This window comes from Myroides sp. C4067, from assembly GCF_038039665.1.
In the GTDB taxonomy this organism is placed as follows: Bacteria; Bacteroidota; Bacteroidia; order Flavobacteriales; family Flavobacteriaceae; genus Flavobacterium; species Flavobacterium odoratimimum.
In genome coordinates, this window is sequence record NZ_JBBPHJ010000002.1 from 1 (window position 1) to 25,300 (window position 25,300).

At 33.3% G+C, this 25,300-nt stretch carries 25 protein-coding genes; 19 read left to right on the top strand and 6 right to left on the bottom strand.

Annotated features, from left to right (window positions below; all coding sequences use genetic code 11):
• Positions 1-456 precede the first annotated feature (456 nt).
• From AABL87_RS01315 to AABL87_RS01350, 8 genes are all read left to right on the top strand, one after another.
• Positions 457-1,713 carry an NAD(P)/FAD-dependent oxidoreductase gene (locus AABL87_RS01315; protein WP_006256927.1) on the top strand — a complete coding sequence of 419 codons (1,257 nt, stop codon included), beginning with the start codon at positions 457-459 and terminating at the stop codon, positions 1,711-1,713.
• 34 nt (positions 1,714-1,747) lie between these two features.
• The gene (locus AABL87_RS01320; RefSeq protein ID WP_286420743.1) at positions 1,748-2,215 is read left to right on the top strand and encodes an SMI1/KNR4 family protein; all 468 of its coding nucleotides are present in this window, start codon (positions 1,748-1,750) and stop codon (positions 2,213-2,215) included.
• 173 nt (positions 2,216-2,388) lie between these two features.
• Positions 2,389-2,736 (top strand): type II toxin-antitoxin system RelE/ParE family toxin, encoded by a 348-nt coding sequence (locus AABL87_RS01325; protein WP_006260740.1) that lies wholly within the window; start codon positions 2,389-2,391, stop codon positions 2,734-2,736.
• A 1-nt stretch (position 2,737) separates the two neighbouring features.
• Complete coding sequence (locus AABL87_RS01330; protein ID WP_006260741.1) at positions 2,738-3,043, top strand: helix-turn-helix domain-containing protein; 306 nt, start codon at positions 2,738-2,740, stop codon at positions 3,041-3,043.
• A gap of 84 nt (positions 3,044-3,127) precedes the next feature.
• The gene (locus tag AABL87_RS01335) at positions 3,128-3,568 is read left to right on the top strand and encodes a bleomycin resistance protein (RefSeq protein ID WP_006260742.1); all 441 of its coding nucleotides are present in this window, start codon (positions 3,128-3,130) and stop codon (positions 3,566-3,568) included.
• A 59-nt stretch (positions 3,569-3,627) separates the two neighbouring features.
• Entirely contained in the window at positions 3,628-4,869 is a 1,242-nt protein-coding gene (locus tag AABL87_RS01340; protein ID WP_006260743.1) for a hypothetical protein, read from the top strand.
• Positions 4,870-4,985: 116 nt separating this feature from the next.
• Positions 4,986-6,017 (top strand): alpha/beta fold hydrolase, encoded by a 1,032-nt coding sequence (locus AABL87_RS01345; protein WP_006260744.1) that lies wholly within the window; start codon positions 4,986-4,988, stop codon positions 6,015-6,017.
• Positions 6,018-6,109: 92 nt separating this feature from the next.
• Complete coding sequence (locus tag AABL87_RS01350) at positions 6,110-6,520, top strand: hypothetical protein (RefSeq protein ID WP_006256919.1); 411 nt, start codon at positions 6,110-6,112, stop codon at positions 6,518-6,520.
• 50 nt (positions 6,521-6,570) lie between these two features.
• Here the strand turns inward: AABL87_RS01350 and AABL87_RS01355 are convergent, their stop codons facing one another.
• Together AABL87_RS01355 and AABL87_RS01360 are read right to left on the bottom strand one after the other, a co-directional pair.
• Positions 6,571-8,664: an erythromycin esterase family protein gene (locus AABL87_RS01355; protein WP_225581526.1), complete on the bottom strand. Its 2,094-nt coding sequence runs from the start codon at positions 8,662-8,664 to the stop codon at positions 6,571-6,573.
• Positions 8,665-8,667: 3 nt separating this feature from the next.
• On the bottom strand, positions 8,668-8,943 hold the full coding sequence (locus tag AABL87_RS01360) for a hypothetical protein (protein WP_225581527.1): 276 nt from the start codon (positions 8,941-8,943) through the stop codon (positions 8,668-8,670).
• A 260-nt stretch (positions 8,944-9,203) separates the two neighbouring features.
• On the opposite strand from AABL87_RS01360, the gene AABL87_RS01365 reads away from it, so the two are divergent.
• Positions 9,204-9,512, top strand: coding sequence for a DUF805 domain-containing protein (locus tag AABL87_RS01365; RefSeq protein WP_006260746.1), 309 nt, complete (start codon positions 9,204-9,206; stop codon positions 9,510-9,512).
• A gap of 64 nt (positions 9,513-9,576) precedes the next feature.
• Here the strand turns inward: AABL87_RS01365 and AABL87_RS01370 are convergent, their stop codons facing one another.
• Complete coding sequence (locus AABL87_RS01370; protein WP_341276806.1) at positions 9,577-10,308, bottom strand: phytanoyl-CoA dioxygenase; 732 nt, start codon at positions 10,306-10,308, stop codon at positions 9,577-9,579.
• 205 nt (positions 10,309-10,513) lie between these two features.
• Here AABL87_RS01370 and AABL87_RS01375 point away from each other — a divergent pair, with 205 nt between their 5' ends.
• Positions 10,514-12,289 carry a MutS-related protein gene (locus AABL87_RS01375; RefSeq protein ID WP_006260748.1) on the top strand — a complete coding sequence of 592 codons (1,776 nt, stop codon included), beginning with the start codon at positions 10,514-10,516 and terminating at the stop codon, positions 12,287-12,289.
• A gap of 312 nt (positions 12,290-12,601) precedes the next feature.
• On the opposite strand, the gene AABL87_RS01380 is transcribed toward AABL87_RS01375, so the two are convergent.
• Together AABL87_RS01380 and lpxK are read right to left on the bottom strand one after the other, a co-directional pair.
• Positions 12,602-13,414: a purine-nucleoside phosphorylase gene (locus AABL87_RS01380; protein WP_006260749.1), complete on the bottom strand. Its 813-nt coding sequence runs from the start codon at positions 13,412-13,414 to the stop codon at positions 12,602-12,604.
• Positions 13,386-14,411: a tetraacyldisaccharide 4'-kinase gene (gene lpxK, locus AABL87_RS01385; protein ID WP_006260750.1), complete on the bottom strand. Its 1,026-nt coding sequence runs from the start codon at positions 14,409-14,411 to the stop codon at positions 13,386-13,388. Before lpxK ends, AABL87_RS01380 begins: the two co-directional genes overlap by 29 nt.
• Positions 14,412-14,479: 68 nt before the next feature.
• On the opposite strand from lpxK, the gene AABL87_RS01390 reads away from it, so the two are divergent.
• From AABL87_RS01390 to AABL87_RS01420, 7 genes are all read left to right on the top strand, one after another.
• Positions 14,480-15,574, top strand: a complete 1,095-nt coding sequence (locus AABL87_RS01390) for a Nif3-like dinuclear metal center hexameric protein (RefSeq protein ID WP_006260751.1) — start codon at positions 14,480-14,482, stop codon at positions 15,572-15,574.
• Between the two features lie 2 nt (positions 15,575-15,576).
• Positions 15,577-16,356 (top strand): zinc ribbon domain-containing protein, encoded by a 780-nt coding sequence (locus tag AABL87_RS01395; RefSeq protein WP_006256911.1) that lies wholly within the window; start codon positions 15,577-15,579, stop codon positions 16,354-16,356.
• Between the two features lie 51 nt (positions 16,357-16,407).
• Positions 16,408-17,238 (top strand): alpha/beta hydrolase, encoded by an 831-nt coding sequence (locus AABL87_RS01400; protein ID WP_006260752.1) that lies wholly within the window; start codon positions 16,408-16,410, stop codon positions 17,236-17,238.
• Positions 17,239-17,287: 49 nt separating this feature from the next.
• Positions 17,288-18,220 carry a 23S rRNA pseudouridine(2604) synthase RluF gene (gene rluF / locus AABL87_RS01405; RefSeq protein ID WP_006256909.1) on the top strand — a complete coding sequence of 311 codons (933 nt, stop codon included), beginning with the start codon at positions 17,288-17,290 and terminating at the stop codon, positions 18,218-18,220.
• 344 nt (positions 18,221-18,564) lie between these two features.
• Positions 18,565-20,907: a TonB-dependent receptor gene (locus tag AABL87_RS01410; protein ID WP_006256908.1), complete on the top strand. Its 2,343-nt coding sequence runs from the start codon at positions 18,565-18,567 to the stop codon at positions 20,905-20,907.
• Between the two features lie 30 nt (positions 20,908-20,937).
• Entirely contained in the window at positions 20,938-22,245 is a 1,308-nt protein-coding gene (locus tag AABL87_RS01415; protein WP_006256907.1) for a DUF4374 domain-containing protein, read from the top strand.
• Between the two features lie 450 nt (positions 22,246-22,695).
• Positions 22,696-23,286, top strand: a complete 591-nt coding sequence (locus tag AABL87_RS01420) for a helix-turn-helix domain-containing protein (protein WP_006260753.1) — start codon at positions 22,696-22,698, stop codon at positions 23,284-23,286.
• Positions 23,287-23,294: 8 nt separating this feature from the next.
• Here AABL87_RS01420 and AABL87_RS01425 read toward each other — a convergent pair whose 3' ends face one another.
• The gene (locus tag AABL87_RS01425) at positions 23,295-23,759 is read right to left on the bottom strand and encodes an SgcJ/EcaC family oxidoreductase (protein WP_006260754.1); all 465 of its coding nucleotides are present in this window, start codon (positions 23,757-23,759) and stop codon (positions 23,295-23,297) included.
• A 789-nt stretch (positions 23,760-24,548) separates the two neighbouring features.
• Here AABL87_RS01425 and AABL87_RS17735 point away from each other — a divergent pair.
• Both AABL87_RS17735 and AABL87_RS01430 read left to right on the top strand, forming a co-directional pair.
• A complete protein-coding gene (locus AABL87_RS17735) occupies positions 24,549-24,650 on the top strand; it encodes an integrase core domain-containing protein (protein ID WP_413512905.1) in 102 nt (33 codons plus the stop codon).
• 37 nt (positions 24,651-24,687) lie between these two features.
• Positions 24,688-25,263 carry a Crp/Fnr family transcriptional regulator gene (locus tag AABL87_RS01430; protein WP_341276807.1) on the top strand — a complete coding sequence of 192 codons (576 nt, stop codon included), beginning with the start codon at positions 24,688-24,690 and terminating at the stop codon, positions 25,261-25,263.
• Positions 25,264-25,300 lie beyond the last annotated feature (37 nt).

Sequence of the window (25,300 nt, forward strand, 5' to 3'; positions counted from 1 at the left end):
GGTGATGTATTGTGTGACATGAAAATACTGCATCTCTACTGATGTGTTGTATTGGAGATGTATTTATTGAAAATACAAAATATTGTGTCTCTACTGATGTGTTATATTGGTGATGTATTGTGTGACATGAAAATACTGCATCTCTACTGATGTGTTGTATTGGGTATGTATTATGTGACACGTAAGGTGCTGTGTCTCTATTGATGTGTTGTATTGGATAAGTATTGTGTGACATGCAAAATATTGCATCTCTACTGATGTGTTATATTGGAGATGTATTGTGTGACATGCAAAATATCGCATCTCTATTGATGTGTTATATTGGATATGTATTGTGTGATACGTAATGTAATGTGTTTCTATTAATAAATTATAAACAGTATTGTAACATTTGTTACAACACATACGGTAGATGGTTAATATTTTAGTATATTAACTGAAACAATATTGTAAAAAATGAAAACTCACTATCAAATCCTTATTATAGGAGCAGGAACTGCTGGTATAATGACAGCAGCTCAATTAAAGAAACGTAATCTCAATATAGATATTGGGATTATAGATGCATCAGAATTACATTACTATCAACCTGCATTTACACTAGTAGGGGCGGGAGCTTATGATAAGAAGAAAACTATAAAACCTACAAAGGATCTTATACCTAGTGGTGTAGATTGGATTCAAGATATGGTTATTTCTATGGATGTTGATAATAATCGCCTAAGTACTAAAGAAGGAATAACCTATACGTATGATTATTTAGTAGTCTGTCCTGGATTAGTGAATGACTTATCCTTGATAGAAGGACTAGCTGATGCTGTAGAGAAAGGTGTGGTGTGTAGTAATTATATAGACCCAGAATATACTTGGAAGCTATTACAAGAATTTAAAGGAGGAACTGCTATTTTTACTCAACCGAATACACCTATTAAATGTGGTGGAGCCCCTCAGAAGATCATGTATTTGGCATGTGATTATTTTCGCAAGAAAGGAATAGATAAGAATACTAAAATTCATTTCCCGATGCCTGGGAGTGTTATTTTTGGAGTTAAACCTATTGCAGAAACTTTAATGAAAGTAGTTGATAGATATGGTATCGACTTTAGACCTTTCCACAATCCGATTAAAATAGATGCTGATCATAAAAAGGTTTATTTTAAACGCACGAATATGCCTGATAATAAATGTGTGGTAATCTCTGACGGCAGTACTACTGTAGCTGATGGCAGTGTAGTAGAGATGTCTTTTGACTTCTTACATTTAGCACCGCCTCAAGTGGCACCACAGTTTGTAAGAGAATCTAATTTAGTAAATACTGCTGGTTGGTTAGATGTTGATTTAAACAGCTTACAACACAATAAGTATACTAATGTATTTGGACTCGGAGATGTGGCGGGTTTACCAACTGCTAAGACAGGTGCTGCAATACGTAAACAAGTTCCAGTAGTAGTAGATAATTTGTGTAAGTTATTAGATAATAAAGAAGTATCTAATAAAGAATATAAAGGTTATTCTTCTTGTCCATTAGTAACTGGGTATGGTAAGATGGTTTTAGCAGAGTTTAATTATAAGAATGAGTTTACACCTGATCCTAAGTTAAAACAGTTGTTGATTAATACAAGTGATCAGGAGCATTGGCGTTTATGGATGTTGAAGAAATATATGTTGCCCTATTTATATTGGAATAAAATGATGAAGGGGAAGCAAGTGTAGAATGGTTTATCTTTATCCTCTTAAAAAGAAGAATATGAAATTTCCAAAAGCAATAACAGATTTTATAGCAAAAGAGATAGAATGTACTCATTATTTTATGCCTCAGTTTTATCCTCAACAGGGCGATATTGAAGGTTTTCAAGATGGGTATAAGTATAATAGCGTTGAAGGAAAGGATATCACAGGAACTAAGGAAGGTGATTTTCATCCTAATTGGTATGTAATATGTGGAGGTTATGCACAAGATCCATATTGGATAGATATCACAGAAGAGGAGAAAGGCTTTCCTGTTTATTTTGCAGAGCATGGAGCAGGTAAATGGGAACCATTATTAGTAGCAGATTCTTTAGGTGAGTTTGAAGAGTGTGTGAAATATATGATTTATTTGACAGAATCTGAATTGTCTAAAGAAGAAATAGAGAGATTGTATAATGAGCGTTTTGATTTAGATAGTCCTTTTTGGGAATTGGTGTGGAGTGAGTTTTCTTTTGACGAAGAATAGTGAAGTTGGTTAACTATGATGTAATGAGTTATTGCCTTTTAAGTGTATTATTTTAGTATTGTTAAGAAGGTGTTTGATATGTTTAATTTTATGTTCTTAAATCATTTTATCTTTAATATATAATAATGGTTGTTTCTTTATTAGGAAACATTTAATTTTGTAATGTATTGATAATGAAAGATGGTTTAAAGTTTAATGTCATTTTTTTAGAAGAAGCTAAAGAGTTTTTAGACCATTTAGATTCTAAAGCTAGAGCAAAGATTATTTATAATATAAATAAAGCAAGCATCACTTCAGATATTGAATTATTTAAGAAGTTACAAGGTGATATTTGGGAGTTTAGAACAATGTATAGCTCTTTTTATTATAGGCTATTTGCCTTTTGGGATAAGTCAGATAATAAAAATACAATGGTGATTTCAACACATGGTATTATAAAAAAAGAGGATAAAATTTCTAAAAAAAAAATAGAAAGAGCTGAACGATTGAGAGATGTCTATTTTAATAGTAAAGAGAAGTAAAATGAAAACATATAGCTTAGAAGAAATTACTGATTTATATATTGGTGAGAGAGGAACAGAGAGTAGAGAAGAGTTTGAGAATGAATTAAGGCTTGACTTGTTAGGACAACAAATAAAACAAGCAAGACAAAAGCGTAATTTAACACAAGAGGAATTAGGTCTCTTAGTAGGAGTAAAAAAAGCTCAGATCTCAAAGATAGAGAATAGCACTACAGATGCTCGTCTGACTACTTTATTAAAAGTATTTAAGGCGTTGGGATTAAAGGTGAGTTTTAATGTTGAGTTAGATAGTCAAGCAACTATTTAAGAATTGGATAAGGTATATCGTAGGCTATCTTTTAGATAGCCTTTTTTGTATCTAATAAATAGTATTTTTACTTAAAAGAACATCATGAGAAGTGATAATATAAAGTGGGCAGCTTTAGTACCAGAGTTTGTAGTATCTGACTTAGCTATTAGTTTACAGTTTTGGTGTGATTATATAGGGTTTGAAGTAATGTATGATCGAAAGGAAGAGTACTTTGCCTATTTAGGTATGGGAGATGCACAAGTAATGCTAGAACAATATAATCCTGCTGATAGAGAATGGGAGACAGGGATATTAGAAAAGCCGTATGGTAGAGGAATAAACTTTCAGATAGAAGTAAATGCCATAATACCTATTCTAAAACGACTTCAAGAGGCTAATTATAATGTGTTTATTGATGCAGAAGAGCGTTGGTATAGAGCAGACGATGTAGAGTTCGGTCAGAAACAGTTCTTAGTACAAGATCCTGATGGGTATTTATTGAGATTAATAGAGAACTTAGGAGAGCGAAAATTAGCTGAATAAAGTGATTGCATTAGAAGACATAAGTCAATACTTTAGTGCTGTGATAAAACATAGAAGAGATGAAAACAAGAGAAGAGCTACAGGGTAAGTGGTATAAGAAAGGCGAGAAGTATGCTAAGGAGATTAATGAGATGGTCGCTTTCGGTACAGAACACGGCTGGGATAAATGGGATGGTGAAGAAGCAGAGGACACAAGAGGTAAACTTGCAGAAGCAGTTATTGAGTTATTAAGAGAAGCTAATGTTAATGGTGCAGTAGATACTTTTAGACAAGAGTTTCCTCCTGCACATGCCCCTATTATACCAATGTTAGATGACAAAGGGAGTTATATAGGAGATATTTGTTATATAGCAGAAGATAGTGTCGCTTTTATGCAAGGGACTTCTTATGAAGAGCGACAAGCATATATAGCGAAAGGAACAGAAGTAGTTGCATTAGACAAAGAGATTAAAAGCATTGGACAGTCTATGCGCAACCTTGTTTATGCGATAGCGTATGCAGATAAGATAGTGACTCGTCAAGGATGGGAAGGAGAAATTATAACAGAGTTTACATTAGATACTTTAGCGAATATAGGAATTACAAGACTTATTCCTTTTAGTGATGGGCTGAAAGTATTGTTCATCTCTTCAGAGGGAATTTATTTATTAAATACTAAAGAAGAGAAACTGTTGTTTCCAATACTAGAAGAAGGGGAAGAAAACAATGGATTATCTATGGATCATGCTACTTTATCTCACGACAATAAGTATATTGTAGTAGGAGAGCAGTGTAGCGATCACATCGTTTTGGACAGTGAAGGGAATAAAGTAGGATCAGTAGGTCCACAATCTGAGTATCCTCATTATTGTTTGTTTACTAAAGATGATAAACAACTATTGACTAACTCTTGCCATTTTTACAATGGGATATCGATAGGGGTAGATGGAGATAAGTTAGATGGAATGGATATACCAGGATGGGATGATCATGAGGATATTACGATATTAGATGAAGGAATGCGTGTGTATGCTGGTGTAGCTTTTAATGACTACTATATCTTAGGAGATGCTTATGGATATATCAGAGCAATACATAAAGACGGAAGAGAGTTGTGGCAACATTTCTTAGGTTCTACCATAAGTGGAATGGTATTATCAGAAGATGAGAAGACATTATATGTAGGTACATATGCAGGTATATTACACAAGCTGACTTTGAATAAGCCTGTAAGAGATACACATACTATTGGTACTGCTGATATTTATGAAGACTTCCGTTTGTTACTTTGGAAGAATGAGAATAACGTATTAGTTTGGTAATCAATTGATATAAAAGTGAATAAAGCTACTTTACTATATGTTAAAGTAGCTTTTTTATATACTAAAGGTTTTAGTTAAGTAGTTATCTATAGAACACTTAACTAAAACTTATAATTATGAAACACTTAATTTTATACAGCTTTCTACTGATTACTTCTATGTGTATAGGACAGAATGCTAAGACTGATTTAGAAACCTATGTTCCTAAAAAAGACAATTACTCTTTTACTACGATTAAATTTAATGTACCTGCCTTTCATTGGAAAGAAAAGATAGATAGTGTTTCTTTTGAAGGAAGTTTGATCATACCTAAGACAGGCTTCGATAAAGTAGTGATTATTAAACCAGGTACAGGATATAATACACGTAATACACATAGCTATTTAGCAGAAGCCTTATTAGGTCACAATGTAGCTGTATTTAGATATGATGAAAGAGAGATGGGAAATTCAGGAGGAACAGGAGGTGGAAATATGTCATATAGCCCTTCTATGATGGGTGCAGAATTAGCTTCGGCCTTTCAGATGTTAAAGAAGAGAGAAGAGTTAAAGGATAAAAAGATCGGTGTAATAGGACATAGCATGGGAGGGATTGCTATTATGGATGCTTATGCTCATTCTTTTGATCCTGATTTTTTAGTGATGTTATCATCACCTGTTGTGTCTGGTAAAGAGATGTTTTTATACCAACTAAAACAAGAGGAGAATGGTTTTCAAGATTATTTTGCCTATGATACTCAAGAAGAAAAAGAAAAGGTGTATAATGAACTAGCTGATTATTATATTTCAATTAAGGATGATAAGAACTATTGGAAGATGTATAAGAAAAAGATGAAGGAGATAGGATATACAGATAAGAAAACTAAAACGAGGTTTCGATTTCTAATAGGACATGCAGAAAGAGATATAGTGGCAAAAGACAATCAGGATAAGTATAGAGCGATAGCTATACCGATGTTTTATATGATAGGAGATCAAGATGTATTAGTAGATCCTATTAGCAATGTTGAATTGCTTCAGAGTTTTCATAATAAGAATATAGCAATAGAAGTATTAGAAGGGGAGAATCATTTCTTTGCTGATGGAGAAAGTTATGAAATCCATCAAGTACCTAAACAAAAAATAGTGGACTGGGTGTTAAAGCAATAGTTGAGTTAATTAGCATTTCAATACCTTATCTTTATCATTATATTAAGAATTGATAGAGTAAATTAGAGCTTTATAATTTCACTCTATACCTCATGCGACATTTAAGATATATAGTAGTGGCACTATGTGTTACTACATTCTGTATTGGACAAAATCCACAAGACAAAAACACAAGTATAAATGACAGTTTAGCTTCTTTATATCAATCTAAAGAAGAAGTAAACCCAGGTAATAAACTTACTCTACAGCAGTATGTAGAAGATCTTTATATTAATACCTGTAAGTTGTATCACAAGGGAGCTATTCCTACTATAGAACCTGGGAACTTTAGTGTGATGGTAATAGATAAAAAAGGAGATGGAAATACGATGATGAAGTCAAAAGACTTAGCCTTGTTAAAAGTAGAAGATGTAAAAGAAATACGCTTCGAAAAGTCAAAACAGACAGATGTCATGTATGGCTATAAAAAAGGTGATTTTGGGATGATTGTCATTACGAAATAGATATAAAAAGAGGCTGTAATCCCATTACAGCCTCTTTTTGATTAACTTAATTATGGTTTATACTGAGGGTTTTCTTTGTAGAAGTTGTTCCAAAAGCCATCATTGTAAGATACCCTATCTAGTAAAGTTTTGCTTTTGTTTTTAAATTCATACTCTATGAATTCGACGTCATTTGTTTTTAAATCAAATAAATGTGAGTCAGTAGAGTTGGTGAAATTATGTTTTTCTCCATTATGATAAGTTTCATCACTAAAGGATCTATAGAAGAAGTTAGTAGCATAGTATTTACCATTATTGAGGAGATCTTTGAATACGCTGATATTTTCTTCCTTAGCAGTCCTTAATGCAATACGCTCTATATTAGAATTGTGTTTATACTTACTTTTTAAATAGTCAGCATCTAATGATGATTCCCATGTTTCAACCACTTTTACTATGGCATAGTTATCTTGATTAATATAAATTCTACCTGAGTATTTAGAGGGATCAGCTTTATTAGTGTAATTCCAACCCTCTCTCTCTGTTTCGAATGCGATAACATATAAGTTACTATCATTAGGATCTTTTGATTCTATAAACGAGAGTTTAAACTTCTTGTATTTTCTTTTGTGTAATATATTAGAGTATTGAATTGGATTCTCTCTGCCTCTAAAAATATGGTCTGTATTTTTTATGTTCTTAATACCTCTATTGTTCCATTTTACTTGTTGTACCTCAAAAGTTGTTCTGTTCAAGCCTAAATAGGTTTCCTGGTAATCTTTAGTTATTATTTCAAGGTCAAATATTTTAGTATCGTTCTTATAGATTAATTCATGACTAAATCTAGTGAAGTTAAATGGTTCAGTAGGGTGGTTCTCAGCTTTCTTTTTGATAGCAAGGCGGAGTACTTCTTTTGGAGTAAGTTGTTTGGTGATAACTAATTCATCTAGTAAGTCAAAGTTGGCTTCTAATGAGATAACAGAAGCTAATTCATTTAAGGATACAGTATAGTTATCATATCCTAGAGCTTGTATCTCTAGTGTAGAGTTACCTTTTGTCTTAGGGTCAAAAGGAAGTTCATAATACCCATTGTCATCCGTTACTCTATAGATATCTTGTTCTACTAAGATAATAGTTGCAAAGGCGATAGGCTGTTGAGTATCTTTATCTAATAGTTGCCCTTTAAAAGAACCTTGTTCTTGTTTGATTTCTTTAGAAGGTACAGTTACCTTGTTTTGGGTATCTTGTTTCTTTATCTTTTTTCGTTCTGCTTGTGAAGCAGTATTTAGAAATATATAACCATCGTGAAATAAGTCTAATCTCTCCTTAGTATACTCTACGAAGTGAAGTAGCCTTGTATCCATAGGTAGATGCATTGCTTCCTGATTAGAAGAAATATACAGATAAGGAGTGTTTAACTTTTGTAACTGATCTTCAAAAGAACCTTCTTGAATAGGAGTAGCATGTAAGGTACGTGTCCCTGTATCGAACAGGGAATCATTGGCATGTAATGTACCTAGACTAAATACTTTCTCTTTATAATAATCTTTTATTTGTCGTCCCATAGAGATGAAGGCTCTTGCCTGTACATTTCCACTATTCGGGTTGCTGTACATAACATGGATATTATCAGCCCATACCATGATTTTTTCTTGAGGATGCCTTTTAATATACTGTATTAAGTTATCCGCCATCTGTTTATCGCGATAGTTGTCATCTTTAGAGGCAAGGTCACTTGTCATAATTGGTTCTTTCGTATCATTGACTGATTGTGCAGTGCTTAGAAGACCTTTAGTGATTTGTACCCAAGTAAGATTAGTGTCTGTTTGAGGTAACTTCTCTATAGCAGTAATTATTCTTTTAAGCTCTTTTTCAAAAGCAGTAAACTTGATATCTTGATTATCGTATTTATAAGTAACTAGCAATGCCTCTAATGCGATACCGAAGTCATCCGAGTCAAGCTTTAAACTTATTTTTTGTTGCTCTAGGTAAGTAAAGAAGTCTTCTATGAAGATATCCTCATTTAGGATTTGCGAGTCATATCCTATCACTTTAAGGTTGTTATCTTCTATATACTTAACTAATCTTTGAAACTCTTGACTATTACTCCATGTACTAAAAATAGCTTGATTAAACGCATCAGGATTAAACCCCTGTTGATTCATCTTCTATATATCATATACAGGAGACTCCATAGCGAAAGTAGTAAAGCCCATTTCTTGGTGTAGGTATTCAACTACTCTTGCCTTCATCTCAAAGATATTATCATACATATGTGTTTGTTCTCCTAACATGACGATTTGCTTGTCTTTGAGCTCTTCTTTAAGGAAAGACAGGTCTGTTAGTTCCTTAGTGTCTGGTGGAAGTAGTGGCTGTATTATTAACTCTTGTGCTTTAGTCATGGTGATTACTAAAGCCATTAGTAAGGTGAATAAAAATCTCATATTATAGTGATTATTTCTAGTTGGTTATAGATATAACCTTAAATATAAGGTTCATATTGTTTAATCAGAAGGTGTTATTTGATTGTTTAACATATTTGTCATAAGGTGTCATGTATTTTGAAATTAAAATAACTACAGTTAGTATATCTAAATAAAACTTTATTTTATCACCAATAAGTCTACCTATTACTTATATAATCAGAGTAATTTTTTTACTAGTTTTTGTTTAAATTTGACGCTTCAAGATAAATTGAATAATTGTGATAAAAGAGGCATTTTCTTATAAAGGGACTATCAACAGAAAGGCATATATCGTAAGTCTAGTAACTTACTTTGTGTTGTTGTTTTTAAGCTTCTCAGTATTTGCGAGATTAAGTGGCGCTTTTTTCGGAATACTATTTCTAATAGTCTTTATAGGGTTACATATCTATCTTTTTGGTAAAGGGACTAGACGCTGTCACGATTTAGGTAAGAAAGGGTGGGAACAGTTTAGTTTCAGAACTTGGTTAGGTATGTTATCTAGAGAGATAAAAGTGAGTAAACCTGTATCAGAGTCAATAGAAGGTTAAAAAGGATGTAGTGGGTATTATACCATTACATCCTTTTTAGTTCCTTCGTATAAAGGGTATACTCTTAGAACACACTGTTGTTTAGAAGAGCTAACTCTTCTTCTGTAGGTTGATTTTTAGGATCTATAAATGCATTAAAAGCAGGTGTGTCATCACAGTAGATAATGTCAAAAGAGAATCTCTCATCACCATACAGCCCTCTGTGTATACTATTCGCAGAGAAGATAAATAGATCATCTCTATTTAGATTAAACACTTGCCCTCGTTCCAGAGCATCACTTGGATGACGACCATGCTGAGATAGTCGAGTGTCTTCTTCTATAGGCATATCCCATAACCGATGAGTAGCAGGGATGATTTCTATTCCATTTTCTTTCTTCAGTGGGATTCTAAAGTGAACTACATTTTCTGTCTTAATCTTTTCTTGTTGTTCTTCTATCGAAAGCCCTGTATACTGAATATCCCTATGCCAATAGTTCTTTTGTTCCTTGTGATAAGGATCAAAGAATAATTGAGTATTTAAGAATTTAGCTTTATCAGGAAAGATAGATTCGACAATATCTATAAGTTTAGCCTGAGCAATGAATTGGAATAATGCTAGCCTTTCTTGTTTAGTAATAAAAGGACTACTCGTAAGGCTATGACTGTTGATTAAGCCGTTCTTATACTCTTGTTCATTTTCTATTAACCATTGCTTGTGAAAGTTGTTAAGTATCAATTCTATAGATGTTAATTCTTCTTCCATAAAGAAACTAGGTAGGTATAGATAACTATTTTGTTCAAAGTCTAGAGGCATAACACAGCTATTAGAGATTTTATAATACGAAGATAAACTACTGAAGTGAAATAGTGTAATGCTAATTTAAATTGTCCTATTTATTCCCCTATTTTCACAATAGATTCTCAATATTATAACTAGAATTAATGAACAAGATATTTTTATTGGTGTATATTTGTTGATGTCTCATTAGAGGCGGTATGGCAAAAAAAATAAATTATCAATGGAAATTTATAACAAAAGACAGTTATTATTTAATACTAAATACAATGCTATAAGAAGTAAATATAAAATAGTAGGAGCAATACGCTTGATCGTATTCTTCGCTATTATTTATTTCTTCTATCTAGCTTTGGCTAACGCGGATACCTTTTACTTATATTTTACAGGAGGGCTTATTGTTGCTTTCTTAGTATTGCTGCGTGTACACGTAGAGTACTCTTGGAAAATGCGCTATGTACAGGCTCTTAAAGAGATTAATACAGATGAGCTTGCCTTCTTAGAAGAGGATAAAAGACCTTTTGATGCAGGAGAAGAGTTTAAGACTACAGAACACCCTTATGCTTTTGACTTAGATATTTTTGGGCATAAATCTTTGTATCAATACCTAAATAGGACAGCAACGTTTATAGGAAAACAAAAGCTTGCAGATTTATTAAAAGGCAAATTGACATCAGAAGCTATTTTAGATAATCAAGAAGCGATTAAAGAACTTTCTCAGAAGGTAGAATGGAGACATGAGATTAATGCTTATAGCAAGCTGTCTAATCTAGATGAGAAAGCGTATACAAGATTAAAGAAATGGAGTGACACAGCCGTAGTACCTATTAGTAAACTAGGCCGTGCATTAAGTTATGTGTTACCTGTGTTATTAGGGATTTCGATTGTTTTATACTTTCTGTTAGACCTTGATTTTATGGGATATGTGATCTCTACCTTATTCTCCTTTAACTTAATACTGACTTTATCACAGATAAAGAATATTCAGGCAGAACTAGGAGGAGCAGATAAGGTACATGAGACTATAGAGAGCTGTAGTTCTATCATTAAGCGTATAGAAAGAGAGACTTTCACTACAGATAAAATGAAATCCTATATCAGTGAATTAAATAAAGATTCTTTTCAAGCGAGTAAAGAGTTAAAAGAACTATCAAAATTATTCGAACAGTTAGAGACTGTGGCTAATATCTTTGTGATGGTTGTGTTTAACGGTTTTGTGCAGTATCATGTACACGTATTACACCGCTTTTTAGATTGGAAAAAGAGTAAAGGACATCTTGTGCCTAAAGCAATAGAGATTATAGGAGAGGTAGAAGCGCTTAATTCGCTAGCGAACTTCTCTTATAACAATAGACATTATACCTTCCCTATTATCAGTGAAGAGGGAGAGATGAAGTTTAAAGATCTAGGGCATCCACTGCTAAATGAGAAGAAGAGAGTCTGTAATGATATCAACTTTAGCAACCAACGCTTTGTGATTCTGACAGGATCTAATATGTCTGGTAAGAGTACTTTCTTGCGTACCATAGGGGTTAATCTTGTACTAGCTAGTGTAGGAGCGCCTATCTGTGCTACGAAAGCTACTTTCTTCCCACTGCCGTTATTTGTATCGATGAGACTGACAGATTCATTAGAAGATAGTGAGTCTTACTTCTATGCAGAGGTGAAAAGGCTAAAGATGATTATCGAACAGGTGAGAGAAGAACCATGCTTCGTACTACTAGATGAGATACTTAGAGGAACGAACTCTGATGATAAGCAGAGCGGGACGATAGGAGTGATCCATAAGTTGATTAGGGAGAAGACCTATGGTGTGATCGCTACTCATGATTTAGAGGTATGTGAGACAACGAATAAATTCCCTGATATTCTAATCAATAAATGTTTTGAGGTGGAGATAAAAGAAGATGATTTACACTTTGACTACAAGATAAGAGATGGTGTATGTCAGAATAAGAATGCGACATTCATTATGAAAAAAATGGAAATTATAGATTAATTTATAGCAATAGAGAATTCAAAAAAGTCACTTCGGTGGCTTTTTTTTGTGCCATTTATTGGAGTGGTCGCATAGTTATCGCATAGTGGTGGCATACTGCTCGCATAGTTTTGGCTGTTTTTAATGCGATCACTATGCGATAAAACTGCCATTATGATACTAGCAGAAGACAGAAGGTGAAAAAAAGAACCTGTTTAGGTTCTCTGTAGTATTCTTAAAGAAAACCACGAAGAGAATCTAAACAGGTCTCAAAAAAAAGAGATACTTCTGCAGAAGAAGTATCTCTAAAAATTACATTATAAGAAAAACTAATTACATAGTCTTAATTAACTCATTAATAAGCTCACGAGCGATAGGCTCAGCAGCTTCTACAGCTCTAAGTACATCTTCGTGATGTGCTTCTACGATACCTTCTTCATTCCCCATATCTGAGATAACAGAGATACCGAATACTTTCATATCCATGTGACGAGCTACGATTACTTCTGGTACTGTAGACATACCTACACAGTCTGCTCCTACAACGCGTACCATTTTATACTCCGCTAATGTTTCAAAAGTTGGTCCTTGTAATCCGTAGTATACTCCTTGTTTAATATCGAAGTTTTTCGCTTTAGCTATTTCTTGTGCTTTCTTAACTAAAGTTCCTGTATACGCATCATTCATGTTTACGAAACGAGGTCCGAAGCGCTCATCATTATGTCCTCTTAGAGGATGATCAGGGAATGCATTGATATGATCTGTGATGATCATAATATCTCCTACTTTAAATGTAGGGTTAACACCTCCTGAAGCATTAGATACGATCAATGTTTCTACTCCCATATACTTCATTACTCTGATAGGGAATACTGTTTTTACCATTTCGTATCCTTCGTAGTAATGGAAACGACCTTGCATAGCCATTACTTTTTTATTACCAATCGTACCAAAGATTAAAGCACCTTTGTGTCCTTGTACAGTAGATACTGGAAAATTAGGAATTTCTGAGTAAGGAATTTCATGCTCTATTTTAATATCAGCAGTAAGGTTTCCTAATCCTGACCCCAATACAATACCTATCTCAGGTTTGAATTGTGTCTTTTCAATTAAATACTTAACCGTTTCTTGTACTTGCTCCCACATAGTTTAAAATTGTTTTATCAAACTCCTCTTGATTGTTTAAAAAGGAAGTCTGAATTGGTAAATAATATAATTTATTCGAGGGGATTAGTCCATTTAAGCGGACATAATCTTTCTCTGTTGTAATAATCTTACTCTCTTTTGCTTTGTTCAAAATTAACTCAATGTCAGTAGATGAAAAATGATGATGGTCAGGAAATGTTAAACAAATTGTTTTATCGCCCTTTAGATGGTCAAAAAAACTTTGTGGTTTAGCAATACCAGCTACCATTAAAAACTCTTCTTTTTTTAAGTCTTCTACTGAGATAGAATCAGCCTTTGAATATGCAAGTTTACTGAATTCAATATACGTAAAAAAAGACAATTGTCCCAGTTTGAGATTTAATTTTTTAACAATCGAGTTTTGTTCTGTTGAGGATAACGTAGGAGGGCATTTGGTGACGATGATGATATCTGCTCGTTTCGCTCCTCTACGACTTTCTCTAAGGTTACCTGTCGGCAACATATAATCGCTATAGTACGGTTCATCATAAGTAGTCAGTAGAATATTAAAACCACCTTTTACAGCTAGGTGCTGAAAAGCATCATCTAGAACGATGGCTTGAGTATCTGTTCTTCGTTTTAGGATATTCTCTATTCCGTTTACTCTTTTTGCATCTACTGCTACAGCGATATTGTCAAACTTGTGATGATATTGGAAAGGTTCATCACCGATTTGCTCCATAGTCGTATGTTCATCTGCGAGGAAGAAGCCCTCACTTTTGCGTTTATACCCTCTACTAAGAGTCGCTATTTTGTATTTGTCTTTTAAAAGTCGTATTATGTATTCCACCATAGGCGTTTTACCAGTACCACCTACACTTAAGTTACCTACTACTATAGTAGGTGTACTAAAAGAGGTTCTCTTCAATATATTTATTGAATAAAGGTAATTGCGCAGGGAAGTGATCCCGCCATATAAGATGGCAAAAGGGAAGAGTAATTTTCGCAGTAATTCCATAATACGAAATTACCAATTTTTTTATCTTTGAGAAAATATATAAATTACAGTTCAAAATTATTTGAGAAATGAAGTTAAGAGAAGTAATCACTGTGTTAGAAGAGATGACACCGTTATCGTATGCAGAGGGATTTGATAATGTCGGGTTATTAGTAGGGGACTATAACTTAGAAGTAAGTGGGATCCTAGTCTGTCATGACGCTTTAGAGACCGTGATAGACGAGGCGATAGAGAAGAAGTGTAATATGGTAGTATGCTTTCACCCAATCTTGTTTTCTGGATTAAAGAAGATAACAGGAAAGAGCTATGTAGAGAGAGCTGTAATTAAAGCGATCAAACACGATATCGCTATCTATGCTATACATACTGCACTAGACAATCATCAAGAAGGGGTGAATAAGATCTTCTGTGATACGCTAGGATTAAAAAACACAAGTATATTAATACCGAAAGAGAACTATATTCAAAAACTAGTGACTTATGCTCCTCGAGTGAATGCAGATGAAGTGAGACAGGCTCTGTTTAATGCAGGAGCTGGTGCTATAGGTAATTATGATTTGTGCAGTTTTACGACGGAGGGCAAGGGAAGTTTTAGAGGTAATGAGAAGAGTAGTCCTGCTATAGGAGAACCACTAAAATATGAAGAAGTAGAGGAAGTCAAAGTAGAAGTAATATTTGAAAAGCATTTACAAGGGAAGGTATTAAAAGCCTTGTTTGATTTAGACTTCTATGAGGAGAAAGCTTATGAAATATATACTCTAGAGAATAAACTACAAAATGTAGGAATGGGGATGATAGGTGAACTAGAGGAAGAGATGGACGAGGTAGCATTCTTACAGATGGTCAAAGCAAAAACAGGAACTGGAGGTATTAGACATAGTGCGCTATTAGGGAAGCCGATAAAGAGAGTAGCTGTGTTAGGAGGCTCTGGAAGTTTTGCGATAGGGGCTGCATTATCACAGAAAGTAGATGCTTATATCACCTCAGATTTGAAATATCACGATTATTACCAAGCTGAAAGTCAGTTGGTTTTAGCCGATATAGGGCATTTTGAAAGTGAAAGGTATACAAAAAATTATATAACTGACTTTCTTTCAAAAAAAATAACTACTTTTGCAGTTATTTTATCAACAGTAAATACGAATCCAGTTAACTACTTATAATGATGACAAAGAAAAAAGAATTAACCGTTGAAGAGAAGTTAAGAGCACTTTATGACTTGCAATTGATTGACTCAAGAATTGACGAAATCAGAAATATGAGAGGAGAATTGCCTCTTGAAGTTGAAGATCTACAAGATGAGGTTGCTGGACTGAACAAACGCTTAGAGAAATCAAATATAGACTTAAGTAATATCGAAGCGAGTATTAAGGATAAAAAAGCTGCTATTGAGGAATTCAAAGCTGCTATCGTAAGATATACTGAGCAACAAAATGAGGTTAAAAACAATAGAGAGTTTAACTCATTAGAAAAAGAGATTGAGTTCCAGAAGTTAGAGATTGAGCTTGCTGAAAAACACATCAAAGAGATGAAAGTTAGCATCGAGCACAAGAAAAACACAATTGCAGAGACAGAAACTAAGTTAGCTGCTAGAAAAGAGCACTTAGGACATAAAGAAGCTGAATTAAACAGCATTATGTCTGAGACTGAGCGTGAAGAGAAAATCTTATTAGAGAAATCAGAAGAGTTCAAACAAGATATCGAAGAACGTTTATTAGTAGCTTATAACAGAATCAGAAATGGTGTTCGTAACGGTTTAGCTGTTGTATCTATCGAGCGTGGTGCATCAGGAGGATCTTACTTTACTATTCCACCACAAACTCAAGTAGAGATTGCGGCACGTAAGAAGATTATTACAGATGAGCACAGTGGACGTATTTTAGTTGATAGTGCTTTAGCTGAAGAAGAAAGAGAAAAAATTGAAGCTATTATAGCTAAATTATAATATCAGAAAGCCTCTTGTGAAAGAGGCTTTTTTTATTTTCAGAAGTTATATATGGTTAAGTGTCTAGGTTTATTGATTAATTTATTGTCGTTATTTGCTCCTAAGAGAGCATGTGCTATTGCTTATAAGTTATTCTCTACACCTCGTAAAGGGCAACTTAAGCGAAGAGATATTCCAAACTTTTTAGCTCAAGCTCATCAAGATAGATTTGTCTACGATGGACTGAGTATTCAATGCTATCGCTGGAATCAAGAGCGATCAGAGTTGCCATTAGTTATGCTGTTTCACGGCTGGGAGAGTAATGCTGGTCGTTGGGAGGAACTAGTGACTTATTTAGATGATCAGTACCAGTATGTCAGTATAGATGCGATGGGACTAGGTCTTAGTGATGGAAGTAATCTGAGTGTTATCGATTATTCTCACTTGATGGATCATTGTTTACGAGTGTTTAGACCACAGTATGTTGTAGCCCATTCACTAGGAGCGTTTGCTCTATTACACCAGATGAGTGTAGTGAAATATGACTTTGTAGAGAAGGTTGTTTTAATGGCTTGTCTAGATCGTTTTCAGCATGTAATTGATAATTATATTGGCATGTTAGGATACTGGAAGAAAGTATCTAGCGATTTGTTACGATTCTTAGAAGGGTTAATCGATATGGATATGGGAGAGTATGCTAGTCGTAACTTTATAAAATCACTGTCTAATCAGACATTGATTATTCACGATAAAGAGGATGTAGTAGTAGAATTGGCTGAGTGTACAGTTTTTCATGATTTCGCCAACCAAAAGGGAATAGAGGTTTATTATACAGAAGGATTAGGACATTCTGTTCAAGATAGAATTGTCTTCGAAAAAATTAAGAATTATTTTATGAATTAGCTTCGCTATAGCATTGTTTAATAGCAAATAAAATAGCTAATTTTGTGATATGGAAAAAATGCAAACACGTTTAAATAAATATTTGTCTGAAGTAGGTTTTTGTTCTAGAAGAGAAGCAGATAGACTTATAGATGAGGGGAGAATCACTGTCAATGGTGTAGTGCCAGAGATGGGGACAAAAGTGTCTGAAGATGATGAGATACGCGTAAATGGACAATTAATCGTTAATAAAAATGAAGAGAATGTTTATTTAGCTTTTTATAAACCTATCGGTATTGAGTGTACTACTAATACGAGTGTACGCGATAATATCGTGGATTATATTAATTATCCAAAACGCATCTTTCCAGTAGGACGATTAGATAAGGACAGTGAAGGGCTTATTCTGATGACGAATGATGGAGATATCGTGAATAAGATATTGCGTCAAAAGAACGATCATGAGAAAGAGTATATTGTTACTGTAAACAAGCCTATTACAGATCGTTTTATTCAACGTATGGGAGCTGGAGTACCTATATTAGACACAGTGACTAAGAAGTGTAGAGTAGAACAGATCAGCAAGACTGTGTTTAGAATATTCCTTACTCAAGGTTTAAACAGACAGATTAGACGTATGTGTGAGTATTTTGACTATGATGTAGTAGCATTAAAAAGGATACGTATTATCAATATTTCTCTAGATGTACCTGTGGGAACTTATAGAGACTTGACAAAAGCAGAATTAGATGAGCTTAACCGCTTAATAGAGCCTTCTGTAATGACAGAGGAAGCTAGTCTAAATAAAAATCAAGAGAGTCAACAGAGTGTTCGTCGTAGAATGACTACAGGAAGAGATTCTGGAAGAGAGGGAAGAAGAGGAGACGGAAATCGTGAGGATAGAAGACCGAGAAGAAACTTCGATAGAGAACGCAATAATAGCGTGAACAAACCAAAAGAGGTGAAGAACGAAAGATTAAGAAATAGAAGAAGAGAGAACTAGTTTAGTTCTCTTTTTTTGTTTGTACTAATCTCTAAAGCTCTTTTATTTAGAATTAATAAGATTAAATAGTGCATTTTGTGCATAAAGTCAGAATTATGGGTAATTCTGACTTTTTTTATTTATAAAAGTTATTAGTTAATAATATGTAAATTTTAGTAAAATATTAAAGGTTATTATGTTTTGTTTTTAGAATATTACGATGACGATTATTGTCTCTTTTGTGTATCTATTTATATTTAGTCTAAGTTATTATGGTTGTTTAGTTATAAGTAAATATATTTGTCTTCAATTTATAATTAATCTAAATAATATAATTACTAACACAACATTAAGTTCTTAGAACAATGAAACACTATCTATTATTAATTTTTGCAATTTTTAATATAGGTCAGTTTACTTCTTTTGCACAAGAAAAGCCAGTTGTTATTTCTGGAGTTGTACAAGATGCGAATGGCGAACCTATTGATTATGCTACAGTCAGCTTATTAGATACTCATCATAGTGAGTTAACTGATAATAAAGGACGATATACTATTAAAACAAAAAGACCTGGTAAGTACAAATTAGTTGTACAACACGTCAGTTATGAGTCTAAAGAGTACTCATTTGAGGTGAAAGCAGGAGAGAGTATAACACATAACTTCAAACTTGATACGAATAACTCTTTCTTAGACAATGTAGTACTACAAGTAAAACAGCCTATCGAGAAAGTTAGAGAATCTGCTTATAACGTAGTTGCTATAGATGCAAAGCCACTTTACAATACGTCATTAGATGTAGCTGGAGCACTTGATAGAGTATCTGGTGTGAAAGTGCGTAAAGATGGTGGGGAGGGATCTGACTATAATTTCTCAATGAATGGATTTAGTGGTAAACACATTCGATTCTTTATAGATGGTGTACCTATGGAAGGATTTGGTAGTGAGTTTAAAATAAACAACTTACCGATCACAATGGTTGACAGAATCGAAGTTTATAAAGGTGTAGTGCCTGTGGAGTTCGGATCTGATGCCTTAGGAGGAGTAGTGAATATTATCACAAACAAATCTAAAGAGACTAAAATAGATGCTTCATTTACTACTGGTTCATTCCATACATACAAGAGTCATCTGAATGTGAGTAAAGCCTTTAATAATGGTATAGTAGCTCAGTTAAATGCTTTTCAGAACTACTCAGATAATGATTATAAAGTATTAGTCCCTGTGGTAGATCTACAATCTGGGGTTTATTCTAAAGAGAAACAATGGGTAAGACGCTTTAATGATCGATTCCAAACTGCTACTGTAGTAGCTAAAGTAGGGGTGGTAGATAAGTCTTATGCTGACCGACTTATGCTTGGATTTACTTATGGAGAAGGAAAACGCGGTGTGCAGACAGGTACTATTATGGAGAAAGTATTCGGAGATAAGAAACGTCGTTCTGTAACAATTATGCCTTCATTAGAATATAGCAAGAAGAACCTATTTATAGATGGATTAGATGTAAGTATTACATCTAATTATAATGGAGGGTATAATCAAAATATAGATACCTCTTCTTATAAATATAACTGGGCAGGTGAGCGTATCAAAACCTTAAAACAAGGTGAGTCTGGTGGAGGTCCTTCTATGACTAAGTTCTATGATCATAATGGTTCAACTACTTTTAATGTAAATTATAAATTAAATGACAAGCACTCATTTAGTTTTAATGATGTAATGTACTACTTCAACAGAAAGACAAAAGATCCATTAGCTGTAAAAGAAACTCAATCAGAAAAGAACAGTGAGATAAAAAGAAGTAGTTTTAAAAATATTATGGCACTGTCTTATCGCTATAATATTCTAGATAATCTGAATGTGTCTCTATTCGGTAAACACTACAGTATCAAACATACTTATCAAAGTGAAAGCACTAAAGTAGATAAAACAGGATACGGTATCGCTGCTACATACTTGTGGAAAGATCTACAGTTCAAAGCTTCTTATGAAAATACATTTAGACTACCTACTGATAGCGAGTTGTTTGGAGATGGAGACTTAGTATGGGGAAATACAGGTCTAAAACCAGAGCAAGGTAAAAACTATAACCTGAATATCAGTTACTCAGGTGTGATTAATAAAATACATGCTGTATTCGTAGATGCAGGTTTTGTATACAGAGATACTAAAGATTATATCCGCAGTAATCCTTATGGTTCAGGATCTCGTGCAACTAGTGTGAATATCGGAGGAGTAGAGAGCTATGGTATCAATGTGGAAGCTCGTTATACGTACAATGATTTTATATATGCAGGAGGTAGTTTAACTTCTCAAAATATCAGAAGTAAACAAAAATATACTATTGGAGATTATGGAGTAGAGAACCCATACTACAATGAGAGAATTCCTAATGAGCCTTATTTCTTCGGATCAGCAGATGTGGGGATTATTATTAAAGATTTAGGAAAGAAAAACAACAATTTAAATATAGGGTATAACCTTCGCTATATAGATCATTATAGCTACGATTTTAAAGGAATCGGTGAAGATCCTATATGGATTCCGTCTCAAGCTGTGCACGATCTAAGTGCTTCATACAGTTTATTTAATAATAAAATACACTTAACCGTAGAGGCTAATAACCTATTCGATAAACTAGCTTATGATAACTATAGTTTCCAAAAACCAGGAAGAAACTTCATGTTTAAAATACGCTATACATACTAAAATTACTAATCTATAATAAATACAATTAAAATGAAAAAAAGAGTTTTTTCGACATTTGCTTTTGCTATGATATTTGGGGCATTGTCGGTGACTAGTTGTTCTTCTGATGATAATAGTACTCCTACACCTGAAGAAGGTGGAACTGATGGAGGAAATAAAGTAGAGTGGAAGTACGTAATCGGGGCAAGTGCTTCTAAAACGAACTTATTACTGACTACCAATGACCTTAAATCTGGAGAAATATCTGCTAAGGGAAATGGATTAACGGCATTAGGAACTACAGTTTATACTTATGGAGGAAATAGAGCTTATGTTTTTGAATATAGAAAAGGAGATCCTTCTGGAATGCAGAGCTGGTTATTAACACCTAATGGAAAATTGAGTAAACATACTACAGTTGACCTACCTACTCGTGAGGAGTTTATTACGAATTTCGGTAAATATATGATCGCTACAACTGGTGGTTTGAAATTAACTACAGGAGAAAAGGCTCAGGCTTTTAACTTCATAGATGGTAACAGTGGAGGAATTAAGTATACATCTTATGTAAATGTAGAAAACATTGCAGAAAAAGGAGAGTATGCTAACTTCGCAGGTCTTGAGACGATTGGTAATGATCGTTTTGTTATGGCTATCGAACCATTTAAAATCACTAAAGATGATAAAGAAGATAATACTTCTGCTTATAGAGATAGAGCATGGTTAGCTGTTTTTAAATTTGATGAAAGTGCTACGGATGTTAATAAAAAAGTAGTATTAGAAAAAGTAGTGAAGAGTGATAAGATGAGTTTTGCTGTAGCGCGTTACCGTTCTAGCCGTGTATCTACTATCGGAAAAGCGGGTGATGGAAACGTTTACTTATTCTCTCCTAATGCTACTAATGGTGATGGAGTATCATTCTCAAGTAAGCCAAGTGCTGTTATTAAATTTGACTCTAAAAAAGGAGACTTCGATAATAACTATTACTTTAACTTAGAACAGATCTCAGGAACAAAAGTATATAAAGCATTCGCTATCGGTGGGGATTATTTCTTACTTAATATGTTCGTAAGTCCTAGTAAAGCAAGTAATATGGCTGCTGCTAATAAGTTGGCTGTATTTAATGTTGTGACAGGAGACTTTAAATGGATTGAAGGGTTGCCTGCTGCTAATGATATTGCTGCTGCTGGAGCACCATTCGTGGATGGGAAAGAAGTATTTTTACCAATCACTGCAGAGTCAAAATCATTTGTTTATTCTTTAGATGCTACAGCTGCTAAGGCTACTAAAGGTCTTGAAATTAAAGATCTAGCTGATGGAAGTATTGGTACAATTGGTAAAATTAATGTAGAAAAATAATAATTTAATTATATAAAGTATTCGAAATAAATTAGGGTTGTTTATTATAAGAGGTTATACAGTTTGTATAGCCTCTTTTTTTGTTGAAAAGGATAAGGATGTAGAATTAAAAAATATGCAGCTAACTATAAATAGGCATTAGAGATATAAAAAACTTTGATACTATATCTTTAAATAAGTATATGTTTATCTGAAAGTGAGTGTACTATTAATGAGATGTATTGCTTTTTAAAACACTTACATCATGTGAATTGTGTTAAGTCCACCCCTTTGTCCACCCCCTTAAAGGTGACATTCTGTTATAGAGATTATACTTTTATCAAATAAACCTAAAGTTATAGTCTGCTTCATTATAGCATGACTATAAAATACACCACCACATATTATTTGACTTGGAAGTTACTATTGTATAGGTATAGATAATAGTTGAATAATGATAAAAGTATAAATATGAAGACCTTATTATTTTTAAGTATTATCATCAATAGAACAATGGAGTATGTCTCTCTATTAAAGAAAAGTATGATATGGAGTATAAATGAGAAACTATCTAGTAGTTCAATAAAATCGAAAAGATTGCTAAGAAGAGTTAGAGGTTCTTCTTTAAAGGAAGAGGTGCTACAAATAAGTGATGATTCTAATAAACAAACTAATTATATGTCTATAGGCATGGAGTGTTATCTGTGTCAAAAAATAAAAGAGTTTGAGAAACAAAGAAAATACTTGGATAAATCAATATCACTAAGTAATCTTTCTGCAAGCTTAGGAGTTAATCATCGCTATGTGTCTTACTACATTAATATGTATAAAGAAAAAGACTTCGCTACGTATATTAATGAATTGAGGATTTCTTATATGGTAGATACTTTAATAAGTAAACCACATTATCTGACATATAAGATAAGTTATTTAGCAGATAAGAGCGGTTTTGCTTCTCATAGTCGTTTTACGATTAATTTTAAAAAATATACAGGTGTATTGCCTTCAGAGTATATTAGTGAGTTGAAACAGAAAAAGACCATGGAAGGATGTAATATCTAAAATCGTCTTTACTTTTTAAATTGATTGTAATTCACTGCTTCAAAAGAACCATCTTCCTTTTTAATAAAAGTCTCTTTACCATTCTGTACTTCGGCATTCTGAGCTGCTATACAGTACCAATTTTTTTCTATTTTCTGAGTTACGAAAATGAATAAGTTGTTTCTAAGTTGAGGAGTTTCATTTTCTTTTAATGCTGATTGATTACTTAATTGTAGTCTTGCATGTACGATAGCTATAGTGTCTGTTAAGTATCTGATCTTAGTTCTTTTGATTATTAGTTGAGATTCTTTGAAAATTACTCTTAACCCATAATCATGAGCTTTAAAAATGTCTTCTTTTTTATGCCACCATAACCCTGTGACATTGACAAAGTCTGCATCATCTACAAAAATATCAGCAAGTAAGTCAGCATCGTATTTATTCCAAGCAGTTACAAATTGTTGAACTATTTCTTCTGGATTTTGTCTAGTCATTATCATTGTTTATTATAATTACGAAGATACTCAATGATTCATGAAGAGGTGTTAATGTAGGATAAAAAAGTGAGTGTAAATAAAAAAGGAACCACTATAAAGTGATTCCTTTTTGTCGGGGTGGCAGGATTCGAACCAACCCTTGTAAGTATCTTTAAATCAACTAATTGTCTTGTTTATGAAAAACCAACTCACCTAATAGCTCACGCCTTAAAAAGTGAGTAAAGTAAAGATAGTGAAAATTATTTATTTTGAGGATCTAAAAGTCGAGTGATATTTGGAATTTCCAAAAAGTGTAGACTTCCCTAAAAATCGGACAGTAGTTAATTCGAAATTATTAACTTTAAATAAAACTGTCAAGTATAAAACAAGTAATTTTAGTGAGAGCCAAATAATTAAAGCTATCAAAGAAAATGAACAGGGAAGATCAGTAAGCGAAATCTTTTGAGAGTTAGGTATTGATAGGTGCACGTTTTTCCATTGGAGAAAGAAGTATGGTGGAGTGGAAAACAAGAGCTGAAACGTTTAAGAGAACTTGAAGAAGAAAATCGCAAGCTCAAGTAGATGTATGCTGATGTTAGTTTAGACAATAAGGTGTTTAAAGATATTCTGTCAAAAAAGTTCTAAGCTCAGCAGATAAAATAGAAAGGGCAAAGTATCTATTAGAGTAATATAGGTTATCAATAGAAACATTAAAAACAATAGGTATCGAAGTACATTAGATGCGATAACGGTCCTTAGTTTACCTCTAAAACCTTTTTAAACTGGTGTGAGAAGAATTTTATAGAAATTAAATATACCCAGCCTGGTAGACTAATGCACAATGGATATATAGAACGTTTTAACCGATTTTTTAGAGAGGATATTAATATTTTTTTATATCATTGCTAGACTTATATTTTTGTTGTTTTAATAATACTATTGATGTATGATTACTAAACTAGTTGATTCTATCCAGCTTTATATGCCGCTAACTTTGAAGGAGCAAACTTTTTTAAAAAGCGCTGTTAAACTTCGTTCTTATAATAAAAACGCTGTTATATTTCAAGAAGGAGATATCGCAGATGCTATTTATTTTGTATTAGAAGGTTGTGTTCGTTTGTTTTATAATGTTGGAGGGGTCGATAAAACTGCTTTCTTTTATACAGAAGGACAGTTTATCTGTGCGGGGGATAGTTATACGTTTAATAGACCTGCGCAAGAAAATTATGAAGCATTAGAGCCTACGATTTTAGCTATTATTTCAAAATCCTCAATTGAACAGCTTTTAAAGCAATCTATTACTTTTGAACAAATAGCTCGTATCGCAGTAGAAAATGAATTATTAACTGCTCAACGTTTGATAGCATCATTTGTTACAAAATCTGCAGAGCAAAGATATGTTGATTTGCTTGCTAATCAAGGTGATTTATTTCTTCGTGTACCTCAACACTATATTGCAACGTATTTAGGTGTTTCTCCTGAGACATTAAGTAGAATCAAACAACGTGTAGTTAAAGGGTAATTTCTTGACGATTGTCAAGGGTTTTTGTATTCTATAT